Raw genomic sequence first — 14,260 nt, 5'->3', positions numbered from 1 at the left:
AGCCGAATCCTCAGCCCAGACTTTGCGCTCGCCACGCATCCAACCCGCCCGACAGTGCCCACGTCCGCGGGTGTCCGAACGCCTGCAGCCGCTCCGCCAGCATCGCCGCGGAAAGCTCGTGGGGACAGGCGCAATAGATCACCACGTCCTTGTCCTCCAGGCTGCCACGCAGTTCGTCCAGCGCCCCGTCCAGGCGGAAGGCGATGGAGCCGGGAATCGCCTCGTCATCGAACTGTGCACGCACATCGAGAATCAGCGGCGGCTCGCCAGCGTCCAGGCGCGCGCGCAGCTCGTCGACGCTGATGCGCGGAATCCGCGAGGTGCGCTTGAGCAGGCTGAAGCGCTGCCAGAGCTTCCAGACGATGAACAGCGCGAAGGCGCCGAGCAACGCCGCGACGCCGACGCTGGCGTACTCGGTGATCAGGTCGAGGATGCGGTCCACCGCGCTGCTGAAAATACTCCCGAGCAGCAGCGCGGAGCCCGCCCAGAGTGCCGCTCCGGCGCAGTCGTAGGCGAGGAAGCGCGGCAGCGGCGTACGCGTCATGCCGGCCATGGTGGTGGTCAGCGCGCTGGCGCCGGGGAGGAAGCGCGAGATCAGCAGCGCGCGCGGGCCGACGCGCAGATAGAAGCTCTGGCTCTGACGAATGCAGCTGTCCGGCGACAGCGAAACCTTGCACACGCTGCGCAGCATGAAGCCGCCATAGTGCCGCCCGGCGCAGAACCAGATCAGGTCGGCGATCAGGCAGGCGCAGACGGCCACTGCCAGTGCCTGGCCCAGCGGCACGCCGCTGCCTTGCAGCGCCAGGGCGCCGGCGACGATCAGCGCCGGGTAGGCCGGGATCGGCAGGCCCAACTGCTCGAGCAGGACGTTGAAGAACAGCAAGGTGAGGCCGTGCTGCTGGATCAGGGGTTGCAGTTCGTGCATGGGAAAGCCTGGGAGGGAACGGTCTTCCTGGGGAAGGCGACAGCATACCGGTAAAGCGGCCTTCAGAAATGCCTGAAGGCCTAGTGGGACATGGCTTAGGACCTTTATGCCATAAGGAAATCAAAAGTTCCTTTGTAATAAAAGTTTTATCTACGAGCAACTGATCTGAAATAACCCCTCGCCAAGATTCCCAGCAACACAAACGGGGGCCGCCAGAACGGCCTGTGCGAGTCCTTGGGGGGCGCGCAGCAGCCAGGCACTCGGCGTGTTCAACGCAAATACCATTAAGGGGAATCTTCGATGATCCGTAAGCACTTCGCCGGTTACGCCGCCACTGCCCTGGCACTGGCCGTTTCCGCCCAGGCTTTCGCAGGCACAGTCACCACCGATGGCGCCGATATCGTAATCAAGACCAAAGGCGGTCTTGAAGTCGGCACCACCGACAAGGAATTCAGCTTCAAGCTCGGTGGCCGTCTGCAAGCGGATTACAGCCGCTTCGATGGTTTCTACACCAAGAACGGCAACAACGGTGACGGCGCCTACTTCCGCCGCGCCTACCTGGAACTGGGCGGCACTGTCTACAAAGACTGGAAATACCAGATCAACTACGACATGTCCCACAACTCCGGTAACGCTGACAACGGTTACTTCGACGAAGCCTCCTTCAGCTACACCGGCTTCAGCCCGGTCACCCTGAAGTTCGGCCGCTTCGACCCGGACTTCGGTCTGGAAAAAGCCACCAGCTCCAAGTGGGTCACCGCCACCGAGCGAACCTCCGCGTACGAACTGGCTGACTGGATCAACACCCACCAGGACGGCATGGGTGCCCAGGTTGGCGGCGTCGTCGCCAATATGGCTTACCTGGACGCCGGCGTTTACGCCAAGGACGCCGACGACACCGACGGCGACAGCGTCAAGCAGTTCAACTTCCGCGGCGTGTTCGCTCCGCTGAACACCGACGGTAACGTCCTGCACGTTGGCGTGGACTACGCCTACCGTGACCTGGATGACACCGCCTTCGACTCCCGCATCCGTCCGCGTCTGGGCATGCGTGGCATCGCCACCAACGGCGGTAACGACGCTGGCGACAACGGCAACCGCGCTACCTTCGGCGGCGCCACCCTGAGCCCGGCCGGTTCCTACAAGGACGACTCCACCTGGGGTGCTGAATTCGCCTACGCCATCGGCCCGTTCTCCGCTCAGGCCGAATACCTGAAGCGCAAGCTGAAGGCTGATGCCGACGCTTACGAAGACATCAAGGCTGACGGTTACTATGGCCAGCTGGCCTACACCATCACCGGTGAATCCCGCGTGTACAAGCTCGATGGCGCCAAGTTCGACACCATCAAGCCGTCCAACAAGGAAATCGGTGCCTGGGAAGTCTTTTACCGTTACGACCACATCAAGGTTGATGACCCGAACGTGGTCGTGGCTACCGCCACCCGCGACGTGGGCGACACCAAGGCCAGCACCAACACCATCGGTGTGAACTGGTACGCCAACGAAGCCGTGAAAGTCTCCCTGGACTACGTTCACGTCAGCACCGACGGCATCCGCAATGCCAACGGCGACGACGACGGCAACGGTGTCGTGACCCGTCTGCAGTACGTGTTCTAAGAACGACCGCTCTACCGTTTGACTCCTTTGTGTAAACCCCGCCTCGGCGGGGTTTTTTTATGGGAGTTGGACAGTCAATCTGTAGGAGCGAGCTTGCTCCTGCAGGGGTTGCCTCAGCGGAAACCGGGCCCCGCTGACCGTCGGCGGAATTCGAACTCGAGCAGCTCATCGAACGGATTGCCCATTTCCAGTCGCGTCCAGCCCAGCTTGATGAGAAAAGCCAGTGCCGTCGGGTTGTCCGGCCTCACGCTGGCCCGCCACAAGGGGCTGCCCTGCAGTTCCGGCCGGCTCATCACCAGGGTCATCACCGCGCGCCCGACACCCGAGCCGCGTAACTCCGGGCGCACGGCAAGATCGGTGACGAAGTAGTACGGATGCGCCGCAGTGGGCAGGCAAACCCCCACCACCGCGATCAGTTGGCCGCCACGCAGAATGCTGTACTGGACCTTGTCCGCATCCTTCAGCACCTGTTCCAGCCAATAGCGATCCATCGGGCCCAGTTGTGCATCGAGCAGCGGATCCTTGAACCAGCTTTCGTACGGCGGGATGTCACCCAGCTGGAAAGGGCGAATCTGCATGCGGGCGCTCTCCGGTGCAGCTTTGGGAAGTTTCACACTCGCATCTGCTGGGCGATTGCGTCAATCGACCCTGAGCGCTCGCGTCATTGAGGCCGCGCGCAGCCAGCACCTACCCTGCGGGCACTCAACCCACCGGGAGTCGACCATGCTGCGCAATCACTTCGAGACCGAGCACAACCTGTTCCGCGATGCCTTCCGATCCTTCCTCAACAAGGAAGTGGTGCCTCACCAGGAGGAATGGGAGGAAGCCGGCGTGGTGGACCGCAGTGTCTGGCGCAAGGCGGGGGAGATGGGCTTCCTGCTGCCCTGGGCGGAAGAGGAGTACGGCGGAACCGCTCTGAAGGATTTCCGCTACGAACAGATCATGTGTGAGGAACTGGCCGCCATCAACGAGCCGGGTTTCATGATCCCGCTGCACTCGGCGCTGTGCGGCCCCTACATCGCCGAGTACGGCAACGCCGAGCAGAAGGCCCGCTGGCTGCCGGGGATCATCCGTGGCGAGAGTATCCTGGCGGTCGCGATGACCGAGCCGTCCGCCGGCTCCGACCTGGCCGGTATGCGCACCACGGCGGTGGACAAGGGCGACCACTTCGTCCTCAACGGTTCCAAGGTGTTCATCTCCAACGGCCTGCTGGCGGACCTGGTGATAGTCGCGGCCAAGACCGACCCGGCGAACAAGCACGCCATGGGGCTGTTCGTAGTCGAGCGTGGCATGGAAGGCTTCGAGCGAGGGCGCAACCTGAAGAAGCTGGGCATGAAGAGCCAGGACACCGCCGAGCTGTTCTTCAACAACGTGAAAGTGCCGAAGGAGAACCTGCTGGGCGACGCCAAGGGCGGCTTCTTCTACCTGATGAACATGTTGGCCCAGGAGCGCCTGACCAACGCCTGTGGCGCGGTGGCCGGCGCCGAGGCGGCGCTGAACGCGACCGTCGACTACGTGAAGGAGCGCAAGGCCTTCGACCGCCCGGTGGCGCACTTCCAGAACACCCGCTTCAAGCTCGCCGAGATGCGTACGCAGATCGACGTGGCGCAGGTCTTCACCGACCGCTGCGTGATGGACCACAACCAGAAGAAGCTCACCCCCGAAGTGGCCGCCGAGGCCAAGCTGTTCACCACCGAGCTGCTGTGCAAGGTGGTCGATGAAGGCGTGCAACTGCACGGCGGCTGGGGTTACATGTGGGAGTATCCGATCTGCAAGATGTACGCGAACGCGCGCATCCAGCGCATCTTCGCCGGTACTTCGGAGATCATGAAAGAGATCATCAGCCGCGGCATGAAGCTCTGAGGCGCGGCGCCCACGCATCGATTGAGCGAAACAGGAGTGCCCATGAACGGCCCGCTCGCCTCACTGAAGATCCTCGATTTTTCCACCCTGCTGCCGGGGCCGTTCGCCTCGCTGCTGCTGGCCGACATGGGCGCCCAGGTGCTGCGCGTGGAATCCCCCACGCGCATGGACCTGGTGCGCGTACTGCCGCCGCACGTGGACGGTACCTCCGCCAGTCACGCCTACCTCAACCGCAACAAGCGCTGTATCGCGCTGGACCTGAAACAGGCCGAGGCGGTGGAAGTGGTGAAGCAACTGGTGCAGGAGTACGACATCGTGCTGGAGCAGTTCCGCCCCGGCGTGATGGACAAGCTAGGCGTGGGCTACGAGGCGCTCAAGGCGATCAACCCGAAGCTGATCTACGTATCGATCACCGGCTACGGCCAGACCGGGCCGCTGCGCGACCGCGCCGGGCATGACATCAATTACCTGGCCCTGGCCGGCGTTGCCAGCTACACCGGCCGCCGCGAGAGCGGCCCGCTGCCGCTGGGCGTGCAACTGGCGGACATCGGCGGCGGTTCGCTGCACGGCGTGATGGGCCTGCTGGCGGCGGTCATCCACCGGCAGCAGACGGGGGAGGGGCAGCAGGTCGACGTGAGCATGACCGACTGCGCCTTCAGCCTGCATGGCATGGCTGGTGCCGGTTATCTCGCGGCGGGCGTGGAGCCGGAGATGGAAGGCCTGGCGCTCAATGGCGGCAGCTTCTACGACTATTACCGCACCCGCGATGGCCGCTGGTTCTCGGTGGGTAGCCTGGAGCCGCAATTCATGCAGCAGTTCTGTGCCGCCATCGGCCGTCCGGAGCTGGCGGCGCGGGGGTTGTCGCCCAGGCCGGAAGAGCAGCAGGCGCTCAAGCGCGAGATTGCCATCGAGTTCGAAAAACAGGATTTCGCCCAGTGGCAGGAGCGCTTCGCTGCGCTGGACGCCTGCGTCGAGCCGATGCTGTCGCTGGCCGAGGCGGTGGAGCATCCGCAATTGGCAGAGCGCGGCCTGGTAACCCGGGTGCCGAACGGCAAGGGCGGCGAGCAACGGCAGATGGCCTGCCCGATCCGTTTCTCCGCCGGCCTGCCCGAGCCACGGCATATCGGCGCTGCGCTGGGTGCGCATACGGCAGAAGTGATGGCGGAACTGGGTTACACCGACGAGCAGGTTGCGGCGCTCAAGGCAGCCAAGGCTATCGCCTGAGCGGTGTCACTCGCGGCGGGTTTCGCCGGTGAAGATCAGCGTCGCACGGCAGCGCCGGCAGTAGTAGCGGCGGCCCTGGGCAACAAGGTTGTGGCGCTGGGACGAGAAGGGGAATTCATTGCCCTCGCCGCAGTGGCATCGGTACAGGTAGCGGGTGGCACGGCGGCGCTTGATCTCGTAGGTATGGCAGCGATCGGGCGGCAGACCGTAGATGCCGCGCATGATCAGCTGCCACTCCTCACCATGCGGGCGAATGCGCGGACCGAACATCTGGTGGGCAATCAGGTGCGCCACTTCATGGGCCACGGTCTGCTGCAGGAAGTGTTCGTGGTTTTCCCGGTACAGCTGCGGGTTGAAGCGCAGCAGGTTTTCATCCAGGTGGGCGACGCCGGCCTTCTGGCCGCGTAGCCGGAAGCTGACTTCCGGGCGGGGAAAGCGCCGCTGGAAGAAGGCTTCGGCCTGCTGGTAGCAGGCTTCGACGCGAGCGTTGAGCTGTTCAGGCATACAGTGGTTCTCCGACGGGGGCAGATTATGCCGCAGTCGGAGCGCGGGTGGAGGATTTCTCGCGGCCGCTCGTCCGGGGTGCAGGTTCAGGCAAGCCGGGCGAGTTTCAGGCAAGCACGCAAAAGAAAACCGGGCCGCTGGGGCCCGGTTTTCCGTTCGTGTCGTGCAATCAGGTGTATTCCGGGCCGACGCCGCTGCCCCAGAGGATGACTGACAGGGCCATCATCGCCACCAGCACCACCAGTCCTACCGCCAGTACCGAGCTGGAGAACAGGAAACCTTCATCCTTGGGAATGTTCATGAAGGTTGGGATGCCGACATAGAGCAGGTAGACGGTGTAGCAGATCGCGGCGGTGCCGATGATCATGCCCAGCCACAGGTGCGGGTAGAGCGCCGCCAGGCCGCCGATGAACAGCGGAGTAGCGGTGTACGCGGCGAACACTATGCATTGGGTCAGCGATGGCGACGCGTCGTAGGTACGGGCCATCCAGTGGATGAAGGCGCCCATCACGGCGACGCCGGCGAGCATGGCGATGTAAGTCATGATGGTCAGCTGGATCGCACTGGCGGCCGTCAGCTTGACCGGTCCCGCATTGCCCAATACCCAGCCGACCTGTGTGGTGCCGATGTAGGCGGAAATGACCGGGATGGCAGCGAGGATCAGGACGTGCGTCAGATACATGTGGCTGATGGATTCTTCTTCGCCACGGATGTCCTGCCATTCCTGATCGGGATGGGTGAAGAGCCCCCACACATGATGGATCATGTCAGCATTCTCCTCTTCTTATAGAAGGTCGCCCCCCAGCGAGGCGCCGAATACGCGTAGCCAGCGTCATCCGGTGCCCGGCCGACCTATGCGACCTTAAGTCGCAGTATAGGAATGGCTGCAGGCCACGTCGTCCGTGGGGTTAGAGCAAATGGAAGTTTCACGGGCGGCTGTAATAGCGCTCCAGAATTTCCATGGCCTTGTTGATCGACTGCAGGCGCGTCGTACTGCCGCCCCGGTCGGGGTGGTGCTGGCTGACCAACTGGCGGTAGCGCAGCTTGATCAGCGCGTAGTCCACCGGGCCGTCTTCCAGCTCGAACAGGGCCAGCGCCGCGGCCTTTTCCTCGTTGCCCTGCATGCGCGTCCAGAAGCTTTCCAGCAATTTCTCCACGTCGCGCTCGGTGGTTTCCTTCAGGTGTTTCTCATCGAGGTAGTAGGCGCGCAGGGCATCCTGCTCGCCGAGCGCCTGCACGCCGCTCATATAAGGAGAGAGACGAATCTGCAGCGGGCCGATCTCCAGGTGCGCGGCGTTCTCGTCCCAGAGCCGGTCGCGCAGGCGATACAGCGCGTTGAACACCAGGAAATGGGTGCGGAACAGCACCAGCTTGTCGGTCAGCGGCAGGTTCGGCACGTGGGTGGAATGCCGAGCCTTCAAGTGCTGGATCAGCTGGAATTCGGAGATTCCTTCAGGCGCTTCCCGCAACAGCTGCAGGAGCTGGTCCGTCAGGTCGAGGGAAGGTTCGAGATCAGGCGTCATGCGGTCAGATTAGCAGTAGGCCGATAGAGGGGCTGGGGTACGCGTCGCTTTGCGCGTAGAAATGTCAGTCGTGGTTTTGGAGTGGATAGCGTTGGATAGCGCCTGATAGATCAAGGGCCTGGGGCTGTTTGCTGCATCAGAGCTGGATAGCTTCGGATAGCAATGGGTAGCGATATCGACACTTTTTCGACACGTTGCAAGGGCTGCAACCGGCCAGAAGCGGACGCTGAAGTTCAACGCGGCTTGCGCCTTACATATGAATATCCGTATATTCGATTTTCCGTATGTAAGGCGAAGCCATGATCACTCCACCCGAGGTCTTCAAGAGCCTGGCCGACGAGACCCGTGCTCGCGCCACCCTGCTCATCGCCAGCCAGGGCGAGCTCTGCGTGTGCGAGCTGATGTGCGCGCTGGACGATAGCCAGCCGAAGATCAGCCGCCACCTGGCACAACTGCGCAGCAGCGGCCTACTGCTGGATCGCCGCCAGGGTCAGTGGGTGTATTACCGCCTCAACCCCAAACTGCCCACCTGGGTACACGAGATGCTGCAGGTCACCCTGCGAGCCAACGCGCAATGGCTGGCCGACAACACCCTCCGCCTGCAGAACATGGACGGCCGCCCCGTCCGTGACGCCGCCTGCTGCTGATCCCTTCCGAGCGAGTTTCCAATGCTGGTCGCCGTTGCTGTCTTCGTTTTCACCCTCGTTCTGGTCATATGGCAACCAAGGGGCCTTGGCGTCGGCTGGAGTGCAGCTCTGGGTGCAATCATCGCCCTGGCCGCTGGCGCGGTTTCGCTGCACGACATCCCGACCGTCTGGGCCATCGTCTGGAACGCGACCGCTACGTTCATCGCCGTCATCATCATCAGCCTGCTGTTGGATGAGGCCGGCTTCTTCGAATGGGCCGCGCTGCACGTGGCGCGGTGGGCAAATGGCGGCGGTCGCCGCCTGTTCGCCTTCTGCGTGTTGCTCGGTGCTGCCGTTTCGGCGCTGTTCGCCAACGATGGTGCGGCGCTGATCCTCACCCCCATCGTCATGTCGATGCTGCTTGCCCTGCGGTTCTCGCCCGCGGCAACCCTGGCCTTCGTCATGGCTGCGGGTTTCATTGCCGACACAGCGAGCCTGCCGCTGGTGGTCTCCAACCTGGTGAACATTGTCTCGGCCGATTACTTCGGTCTGGGCTTTGCCGAGTACGCCTCGGTGATGGTGCCGGTGAACCTCGCCAGTGTCGCCGCCACCCTGCTGGTGCTGTTCCTGTTCTTCCGTCGCGACATCCCGAGGCAATACGCGCTCGATGCGCTGAAGGAGCCGAAAGCGGCGATCCACGACCGCGCCACTTTCATCGTCGGCTGGTGGACGCTGTTGGTGTTGCTGGTTGGCCTGTTCGCCCTGGAGCCGCTCGGCATTCCGGTCAGCGCCGTCGCTGCCGTCTGTGCGGCAATCCTGTTTGCCATCGCCGCTCGCGGACACCGCATCTCCACCCGCCGTGTACTGCGCGAAGCACCATGGCAGGTGGTGGTCTTCTCCCTCGGCATGTACCTGGTGGTGTATGGGCTGAAGAACGCCGACCTCACGGATTTCCTCACTCACCTGCTCGACCGCCTTGCTGAACAGGGCTTGTGGAGCGCCGCCATCGGCACCGGGCTGCTCTCGGCGCTGCTCTCTTCGGTGATGAATAACATGCCCAGCGTGCTGGTGGGCGCACTGTCGATCCAAGGCAGCAACGCGGAAGGCCTGGTGCGCGAGGCGATGATCTACGCCAACGTGATTGGCTGCGATCTCGGCCCGAAGATCACACCTATCGGCAGTCTCGCCACGCTGCTCTGGCTGCATGTGCTGGAGCGCAAGGGCATGCGCATCCCCTGGGGTTACTACTTCAAGGTCGGCATCGTCCTGACCCTGCCCGTTCTGCTGATCACTCTTTCGGCCCTGGCGCTGCGCCTGAGCCTCTGACATCCGCCACGTAGCGGAGGAGCCTTCCATGCGAGTCCTGTTCATGTGCACGGCCAATAGCTGCCGCAGCATCCTCTCCGAAGCGCTGTTCAACCACCTGGCGCCGGAAGGCTTCGAGGCGATCAGCTCCGGCAGCTTCCCCAAGGGCCAGGTGCTGCCGCGCAGCCTCACTACCCTGCAGCAGGCCGGCATCTCCATCGAGGGCTTGAGCAGCAAAGGCAACGACTCCTTCGAACGCAATCCGCCGGACATCGTCATCACCGTCTGCGACAAGGCCGCCGGCGAAGCCTGTCCGGTGTACTTCGGCCCGGCGCTGAAGTCCCACTGGGGGCTGGCAGACCCTTCGGATGTAGTCGGTGACGAGGGCACCATCGCCGCCGCCTTTCGCGCCACGCTGACCCGCATCGAGCAGCGCTGCCAGGCCTTCTTCGCCCTTCCTTTCGACACCCTCAGCCGCGACGAACTCAAGCGCGAGCTGGATCGCATCGGCACGCTCTGAGCAGGAGGAAACATGTCCGAGCAACTGCCCAACCTCGACCTTTCGCTGTTCGACCTGCCGCCAGCGGCAACTCGTACCAGCGAGCACAAGCCGCGCATCCTGCTACTGTACGGATCGACCCGCGAACGCTCCTTCAGCCGCCTGCTGGTGGAAGAAGCCGCGCGCCTGCTGGAGCACTTCGGCGCTGAGACGCGCATCTTCAATCCCTCCGGTCTGCCGCTACCTGACGACGTGCCGGTGGAGCATCCCAAGGTTCAGGAACTGCGTGACCTGGTGCAGTGGTCGGAAGGCCAGGTGTGGTGCTCGCCGGAGCGCCACGGCGCGCTGTCTGCGGTGTTCAAGGCGCAGATCGACTGGATTCCGCTAGCACTCGGCGCTGTTCGCCCCACCCAGGGCAAGACGCTTGCTGTGATGCAAGTCTGCGGCGGCTCGCAGTCGTTCAACGTGGTCAACCAGCTGCGCGTGCTCGGCCGCTGGATGCGCATGTTCACCATCCCCAACCAATCCTCGGTGCCCAAGGCATACCTGGAGTTCGACGACGCAGGGCGCATGAAGCCTTCGGCGTACTACGACCGTGTGGTAGACGTGATGGAAGAACTGGTGAAGTTCACCTTGCTGCTGCGTGATCGCCAGGACTTCCTTGTGGATCGTTATTCGGAGCGCAAGGACAGCGCCGAGCAGCTCTCCGCCCGCGTGAATCAGCGCTCGATCTGAGGTCGTCATGCCCATCGAAATCAGACAAGCACGCCCTGAAGACGCACCGGCAATCCAGCTCATCTATGCGCCCATAGTGGCTGGTACGGCGATCTCCTTCGAGGAAGTACCACCTTCCATCGAAGAGATGCGGCAGCGGATCGTCACCACCCTGCAAACATACCCGTACCTCGTCGCTATCCGTGACGGGCGCCTGGTTGGCTACGCCTACGCCAGCCAGCACCGGGCGCGTGCTGCATACCGATGGGCAGTGGATGTGACCGTTTACATCGCAGAGGGTGAGCGTCGTGCTGGAGTGGGCCGGAGCCTCTATGGAGAGCTGCTACCTACCCTTGCCAAACAGGGGTTCAACGCAGCCTACGCCGGTATTGCGCTGCCTAACGCTGGAAGCGTCGGTCTGCACGAGCAGCTCGGGTTCCGGCACATCGGCACCTTCCCGCAGGTCGGTTTCAAGCTGGGCCACTGGCACGACGTGGGTTACTGGCGTCTGGAGCTGGGTGCACCGATTAACGCACCCGCAGACCCTTTTCGCTATCCGGAGATATCAGGCTAAACGTCCGTTACGGGTCGGTAGATGCCTCTCGCCAGCGGCAGAAATCGGCCAATTGCAGCCATTCGCGGATGACCCGAATCGGCCAGAAGGGGACTGCAATATCAGTGTTGCATTAACCATGCGCCCTATTTACTCAGTGGGGAGCGCTAGGGCCTCTCTAACAACAGTCATGAGCGCCGTGAGATCAAATGGCTTGTCGAGAATGAGGTAGGCCGGGAAGTCTCGACTCCAGGAGCCGCCAGACATGATGATGATGGGGATGTCTGGGGAGCGCTCTGCAACCTTACGTGCTAAATCCAGACCGTCGATCTCACCAGGCATTAAGACATCAGTGAGCAAAAGGGCCAGTTGGCCAGGGTTAGCATTGATCCAATCGAGACCATTGTCGGCGTTTCCAAGAACGACTGCGGGAATTCCGTAATTTTCCATCGCCAAGCCTAGAACTCTGGCCAAGGTTGGATCATCGTCAAGAATCAGTACGAATGAGGAACAGTTCGCGGGCGGACCTCGGAGCGTTTCCATGCCAGTTCTCCTGTACGTGTACCGGTGGAAAGCGCTGCCGCGCCTAAGTTCACATTCGTAGTCTGGTCTGCCTCTCCCCACATAAAGGATAAACATGGCAACGACTGCTTTGGGTCGGTAGCTGACCACAAAAAAAGCCCGCATATCGGCGGGCTTCTTCGTTCCAGTGTCTGGGTTCTTGCACGCAGCACAACACCTTGCAGGTGTTACCCCTTTTTTCCTTTGAACCACTTGAGGGCTGCCTTCCTTGTCAGCTCTATCCCACGTGGGGACCTTGCAAGTGGGCGTCTGCCTCTTCGAACTCGGGGCTGACCTGTCCAATCTCCGGGGCAATCTGTCCTGTCGTTAGCCAAAAAGCGAACTGGGGGGCGATCTTGATTATTGCCTCTATGTCGTCTTCGTTGGCTCGTCGCCTGCCGTTTCGCAGGTGGTACCAATTGTTGCGGTCAATAGCCGTCAGCTTCTCCAGCTTAGCGGCGGACAAGTCCATATATTCCCAGATGGCAATAATTCTTTCTCTGATCATTCCATAAAGTTCTAATGATCTAGCACATAGTGCAACACATTAAGTGCTTGATTTGTTATGGTGCACCTATGGCATTGCATTTATTGCAATGCCAGATGTCCCCGAATAATTGACATCTGATAGTGCAGGAAAGGTCATGGAAACGGAAGGAAGCAAGGTTTCTCTCGAAGCGGTCAAAAACGCTCCCGTACTGATGCCGTGGCGGAAATTTGCCTCGTGGATCGGCATGGATGAGGGGGTGGTTGAGGGCTGGATTCGCGTGGGCTACATCCCGCGCATCAAGATCGGCAACCGCGTAATGGTAAATGTGGCGCTGCTGAGTCGCCGCCTGCTGGAACAGGAGGGCCTCTAATGAGCCTTCTTTCTCCGCTGAGCGCTCAGCGTGTACGAGAAAAACTCGCCGCTGCCCGTCTGTCTTTCCGCCTGATGCACAAGGCTGTGGTCAATGGCTTCGCGGACGCCGCGCGCCGATTTCACGAAGAAGGTCGGATGGAGCTTGCTTCCGCACGATTGACCGTCGAAGCCAACCGCGATGAAGACGTTCTTCCTTCTATGCGGTGTCTTTTCTCCCTCGCCGTGATTCATCCGCGTCTGCCTTGTGATCGCGAGGTGACTTCCGATGCTGTCGAAGTACGTTCGTCAACCTCACGCCCCCGACTGCGACTGCTCTGTCTGCTGGTCCCGTCGCGAACTGGCAAAGCCCGCAGCCTTCCAGTTCACACCCTGCACCGAGTGCCGCCCTACGCGGGTCTTCACGGTCGTTACCACGATGGCCAAGGTCGCTGGAGTGTGGCGCTCGATCCACTCGACGTACCGGGTGGAACCGGGTTTTACCTGCGCGAAACACATGCCCGCGCTCCGTCCGCCGAAGTATTGGCACGTTGTCTACGACAGCGGCAAGCCGACTCCCTTCGTGCCGATCCGCGAACCCTTCGAGTTGGAGGCCTGAGCCATGCACACTGACGCCGCCTTCAGCCTTACCTTGCTGTTCGCTCTCCTCACCTGTGTGGGCTTTCCGCTGATGTGCGTGGCCCACGAAATTTCGAAGTGGGCCGACCGCAACAACTGCACCCAGGCCAAGCCGGTCCAGGGCCGCCGCACCGGCTTGTCCGAACGCGCTCTCCCGTTCGGACAAACGGAGCGCCGGGCGAAGCGCACCCTTGACCGTCCCCCTCCCTGAATAGCCTCCGCTCGGGAGTGAGGGGCAGCACCACCGCCCCGCGCTCCTGAGCCCTCGGCGGCGAGAGCGGGATGACAAGGGCAGAGCCCTTTGTGTTGCCCCACTCACCGCCCGCACCACCGCAAAACCTAGGCACCACCACACCCGCTGAAAGACGGCCATCAACGCGCCCAATTTGCAGCAGCGGGTCAACTCATGCCCGAAAAAGGCAAAGGAGCTTCAGATGAACATGTTTGCAACCACTGGCGGCGTAGTCGAACTCTGGGTTACCAAGACCGACACCTACACCTCCACCAAGTCCGGCGAAATCTTCGCCAGCGTTCAGGCTATCTCCCCGATTCCGGAAACCGCTCGCGGCAACGCCAAGGGTTTCGAGATCAGCGAATACAACGTCGAGCCGACCCTGCTGGACTCCATCGTCTTCGAAGGCGCTCCGGTGCTCTGCAAGTTCGCCAGCGTCGTCCGCCCGACCCAGGACCGTTTCGGTCGCACGACCAATACCCAGGTGCTAACCGAACTGTTGGCCGTGGGCAAAGAGGCTAACGCACCGGCTCCAGCCGCTCGCCCGGCGCAACCCCAGGCACAAGCCCAGCGCCCGACTCAGCCCGCCGCTGAGAAACCCTCCGACAGCAGCAAGTCCTGAGGGGGAGGGTAGGTA

At 62.2% G+C, this 14,260-nt stretch carries 19 protein-coding genes; 12 read left to right on the top strand and 7 right to left on the bottom strand.

Annotated elements, in window-relative coordinates; translation table 11 throughout:
• Positions 1-10 precede the first annotated feature (10 nt).
• Positions 11-925 (bottom strand): DedA family protein/thiosulfate sulfurtransferase GlpE, encoded by a 915-nt coding sequence (locus tag IB255_RS03285; protein ID WP_081515837.1) that lies wholly within the window; start codon positions 923-925, stop codon positions 11-13.
• 300 nt (positions 926-1,225) lie between these two features.
• On the opposite strand from IB255_RS03285, the gene IB255_RS03280 reads away from it, so the two are divergent.
• Positions 1,226-2,542 (top strand): OprO/OprP family phosphate-selective porin, encoded by a 1,317-nt coding sequence (locus tag IB255_RS03280; RefSeq protein ID WP_081515835.1) that lies wholly within the window; start codon positions 1,226-1,228, stop codon positions 2,540-2,542.
• Between the two features lie 113 nt (positions 2,543-2,655).
• On the opposite strand, the gene IB255_RS03275 is transcribed toward IB255_RS03280, so the two are convergent.
• Positions 2,656-3,120, bottom strand: coding sequence for a GNAT family N-acetyltransferase (locus IB255_RS03275; protein ID WP_192209801.1), 465 nt, complete (start codon positions 3,118-3,120; stop codon positions 2,656-2,658).
• A gap of 145 nt (positions 3,121-3,265) precedes the next feature.
• Here IB255_RS03275 and IB255_RS03270 point away from each other — a divergent pair, with 145 nt between their 5' ends.
• Together IB255_RS03270 and IB255_RS03265 are read left to right on the top strand one after the other, a co-directional pair.
• Positions 3,266-4,405, top strand: a complete 1,140-nt coding sequence (locus tag IB255_RS03270; RefSeq protein WP_081515831.1) for an acyl-CoA dehydrogenase family protein — start codon at positions 3,266-3,268, stop codon at positions 4,403-4,405.
• 42 nt (positions 4,406-4,447) lie between these two features.
• Entirely contained in the window at positions 4,448-5,629 is a 1,182-nt protein-coding gene (locus IB255_RS03265; protein ID WP_081515829.1) for a CaiB/BaiF CoA transferase family protein, read from the top strand.
• A 6-nt stretch (positions 5,630-5,635) separates the two neighbouring features.
• Here IB255_RS03265 and IB255_RS03260 read toward each other — a convergent pair whose 3' ends face one another.
• The 3 genes from IB255_RS03260 to IB255_RS03250 all read right to left on the bottom strand — a co-directional run bounded on the left by IB255_RS03260 (position 5,636) and on the right by IB255_RS03250 (position 7,656).
• Positions 5,636-6,133 carry a SprT family zinc-dependent metalloprotease gene (locus IB255_RS03260; RefSeq protein WP_081515827.1) on the bottom strand — a complete coding sequence of 166 codons (498 nt, stop codon included), beginning with the start codon at positions 6,131-6,133 and terminating at the stop codon, positions 5,636-5,638.
• 169 nt (positions 6,134-6,302) lie between these two features.
• Positions 6,303-6,899 carry a Yip1 family protein gene (locus IB255_RS03255; protein ID WP_024764594.1) on the bottom strand — a complete coding sequence of 199 codons (597 nt, stop codon included), beginning with the start codon at positions 6,897-6,899 and terminating at the stop codon, positions 6,303-6,305.
• A 160-nt stretch (positions 6,900-7,059) separates the two neighbouring features.
• Entirely contained in the window at positions 7,060-7,656 is a 597-nt protein-coding gene (locus IB255_RS03250) for a DNA-J related domain-containing protein (RefSeq protein ID WP_081515825.1), read from the bottom strand.
• A 299-nt stretch (positions 7,657-7,955) separates the two neighbouring features.
• On the opposite strand from IB255_RS03250, the gene IB255_RS03245 reads away from it, so the two are divergent.
• Genes IB255_RS03245 through IB255_RS03225 form a run of 5 tightly spaced genes read left to right on the top strand, consistent with a single transcriptional unit; the run spans position 7,956 to position 11,374 of the window.
• Positions 7,956-8,303: a metalloregulator ArsR/SmtB family transcription factor gene (locus IB255_RS03245; protein ID WP_192209800.1), complete on the top strand. Its 348-nt coding sequence runs from the start codon at positions 7,956-7,958 to the stop codon at positions 8,301-8,303.
• Positions 8,304-8,324: 21 nt separating this feature from the next.
• The gene (locus IB255_RS03240) at positions 8,325-9,608 is read left to right on the top strand and encodes an arsenic transporter (protein ID WP_192209799.1); all 1,284 of its coding nucleotides are present in this window, start codon (positions 8,325-8,327) and stop codon (positions 9,606-9,608) included.
• Between the two features lie 28 nt (positions 9,609-9,636).
• The gene (locus tag IB255_RS03235; protein ID WP_192209798.1) at positions 9,637-10,107 is read left to right on the top strand and encodes an arsenate reductase ArsC; all 471 of its coding nucleotides are present in this window, start codon (positions 9,637-9,639) and stop codon (positions 10,105-10,107) included.
• Between the two features lie 12 nt (positions 10,108-10,119).
• Complete coding sequence (gene arsH / locus IB255_RS03230) at positions 10,120-10,821, top strand: arsenical resistance protein ArsH (protein WP_192209797.1); 702 nt, start codon at positions 10,120-10,122, stop codon at positions 10,819-10,821.
• 7 nt (positions 10,822-10,828) lie between these two features.
• Entirely contained in the window at positions 10,829-11,374 is a 546-nt protein-coding gene (locus IB255_RS03225; RefSeq protein WP_192209796.1) for an arsinothricin resistance N-acetyltransferase ArsN1 family B, read from the top strand.
• A gap of 129 nt (positions 11,375-11,503) precedes the next feature.
• Here IB255_RS03225 and IB255_RS03220 read toward each other — a convergent pair whose 3' ends face one another.
• Positions 11,504-11,896, bottom strand: a complete 393-nt coding sequence (locus IB255_RS03220; protein ID WP_192209795.1) for a response regulator — start codon at positions 11,894-11,896, stop codon at positions 11,504-11,506.
• A gap of 662 nt (positions 11,897-12,558) precedes the next feature.
• Between IB255_RS03220 and IB255_RS03215 the strand changes: the two genes are divergently transcribed.
• Complete coding sequence (locus tag IB255_RS03215; RefSeq protein WP_192209794.1) at positions 12,559-12,774, top strand: DNA-binding protein; 216 nt, start codon at positions 12,559-12,561, stop codon at positions 12,772-12,774.
• Here the strand turns inward: IB255_RS03215 and IB255_RS03210 are convergent.
• A complete protein-coding gene (locus IB255_RS03210; RefSeq protein ID WP_192209793.1) occupies positions 12,771-13,007 on the bottom strand; it encodes a hypothetical protein in 237 nt (78 codons plus the stop codon). The genes IB255_RS03215 and IB255_RS03210 overlap by 4 nt on opposite strands.
• Before the next feature lie 34 nt (positions 13,008-13,041).
• Here IB255_RS03210 and pflM point away from each other — a divergent pair, with 34 nt between their 5' ends.
• The 3 genes from pflM to IB255_RS03195 all read left to right on the top strand — a co-directional run bounded on the left by pflM (position 13,042) and on the right by IB255_RS03195 (position 14,245).
• Positions 13,042-13,371, top strand: a complete 330-nt coding sequence (gene pflM / locus IB255_RS03205) for a lysogeny maintenance protein PflM (protein WP_192209792.1) — start codon at positions 13,042-13,044, stop codon at positions 13,369-13,371.
• Between the two features lie 3 nt (positions 13,372-13,374).
• Positions 13,375-13,602 carry a hypothetical protein gene (locus tag IB255_RS03200; RefSeq protein WP_192209791.1) on the top strand — a complete coding sequence of 76 codons (228 nt, stop codon included), beginning with the start codon at positions 13,375-13,377 and terminating at the stop codon, positions 13,600-13,602.
• Between the two features lie 223 nt (positions 13,603-13,825).
• Entirely contained in the window at positions 13,826-14,245 is a 420-nt protein-coding gene (locus IB255_RS03195; RefSeq protein WP_192209790.1) for a DNA-binding protein, read from the top strand.
• The last annotated feature ends 15 nt before the right edge of the window (positions 14,246-14,260 follow it).

The sequence above is a fragment of the Pseudomonas sp. PDM22 genome, from assembly GCF_014851965.1.
Lineage (GTDB): Bacteria > Pseudomonadota > Gammaproteobacteria > Pseudomonadales > Pseudomonadaceae > Pseudomonas.
The sequence above is the reverse complement of the archived record's forward strand: the minus strand, read 5'-3'. Positions and strand labels throughout refer to the sequence as shown.

Excerpts from the sequence above, each read along its gene's own strand:
- IB255_RS03215 (WP_192209794.1), top strand. The coding sequence starts at position 12,559 with ATGGAAACGGAAGGAAGCAAGGTTTCTCTCGAAGCGGTCAAAAACGCT.
- IB255_RS03210 (WP_192209793.1), bottom strand. The coding sequence starts at position 13,007 with ATGAATCACGGCGAGGGAGAAAAGACACCGCATAGAAGGAAGAACGTC.
- IB255_RS03245 (WP_192209800.1), top strand. The coding sequence starts at position 7,956 with ATGATCACTCCACCCGAGGTCTTCAAGAGCCTGGCCGACGAGACCCGT.
- pflM (WP_192209792.1), top strand. The coding sequence starts at position 13,042 with ATGCTGTCGAAGTACGTTCGTCAACCTCACGCCCCCGACTGCGACTGC.
- IB255_RS03195 (WP_192209790.1), top strand. The coding sequence starts at position 13,826 with ATGAACATGTTTGCAACCACTGGCGGCGTAGTCGAACTCTGGGTTACC.
- IB255_RS03265 (WP_081515829.1), top strand. The coding sequence starts at position 4,448 with ATGAACGGCCCGCTCGCCTCACTGAAGATCCTCGATTTTTCCACCCTG.
- IB255_RS03250 (WP_081515825.1), bottom strand. The coding sequence starts at position 7,656 with ATGACGCCTGATCTCGAACCTTCCCTCGACCTGACGGACCAGCTCCTG.
- IB255_RS03200 (WP_192209791.1), top strand. The coding sequence starts at position 13,375 with ATGCACACTGACGCCGCCTTCAGCCTTACCTTGCTGTTCGCTCTCCTC.
- IB255_RS03220 (WP_192209795.1), bottom strand. The coding sequence starts at position 11,896 with ATGGAAACGCTCCGAGGTCCGCCCGCGAACTGTTCCTCATTCGTACTG.
- IB255_RS03270 (WP_081515831.1), top strand. The coding sequence starts at position 3,266 with ATGCTGCGCAATCACTTCGAGACCGAGCACAACCTGTTCCGCGATGCC.
- IB255_RS03235 (WP_192209798.1), top strand. The coding sequence starts at position 9,637 with ATGCGAGTCCTGTTCATGTGCACGGCCAATAGCTGCCGCAGCATCCTC.
- IB255_RS03260 (WP_081515827.1), bottom strand. The coding sequence starts at position 6,133 with ATGCCTGAACAGCTCAACGCTCGCGTCGAAGCCTGCTACCAGCAGGCC.
- IB255_RS03275 (WP_192209801.1), bottom strand. The coding sequence starts at position 3,120 with ATGCAGATTCGCCCTTTCCAGCTGGGTGACATCCCGCCGTACGAAAGC.
- IB255_RS03285 (WP_081515837.1), bottom strand. The coding sequence starts at position 925 with ATGCACGAACTGCAACCCCTGATCCAGCAGCACGGCCTCACCTTGCTG.
- IB255_RS03280 (WP_081515835.1), top strand. The coding sequence starts at position 1,226 with ATGATCCGTAAGCACTTCGCCGGTTACGCCGCCACTGCCCTGGCACTG.
- IB255_RS03240 (WP_192209799.1), top strand. The coding sequence starts at position 8,325 with ATGCTGGTCGCCGTTGCTGTCTTCGTTTTCACCCTCGTTCTGGTCATA.
- IB255_RS03225 (WP_192209796.1), top strand. The coding sequence starts at position 10,829 with ATGCCCATCGAAATCAGACAAGCACGCCCTGAAGACGCACCGGCAATC.
- IB255_RS03255 (WP_024764594.1), bottom strand. The coding sequence starts at position 6,899 with ATGATCCATCATGTGTGGGGGCTCTTCACCCATCCCGATCAGGAATGG.
- arsH (WP_192209797.1), top strand. The coding sequence starts at position 10,120 with ATGTCCGAGCAACTGCCCAACCTCGACCTTTCGCTGTTCGACCTGCCG.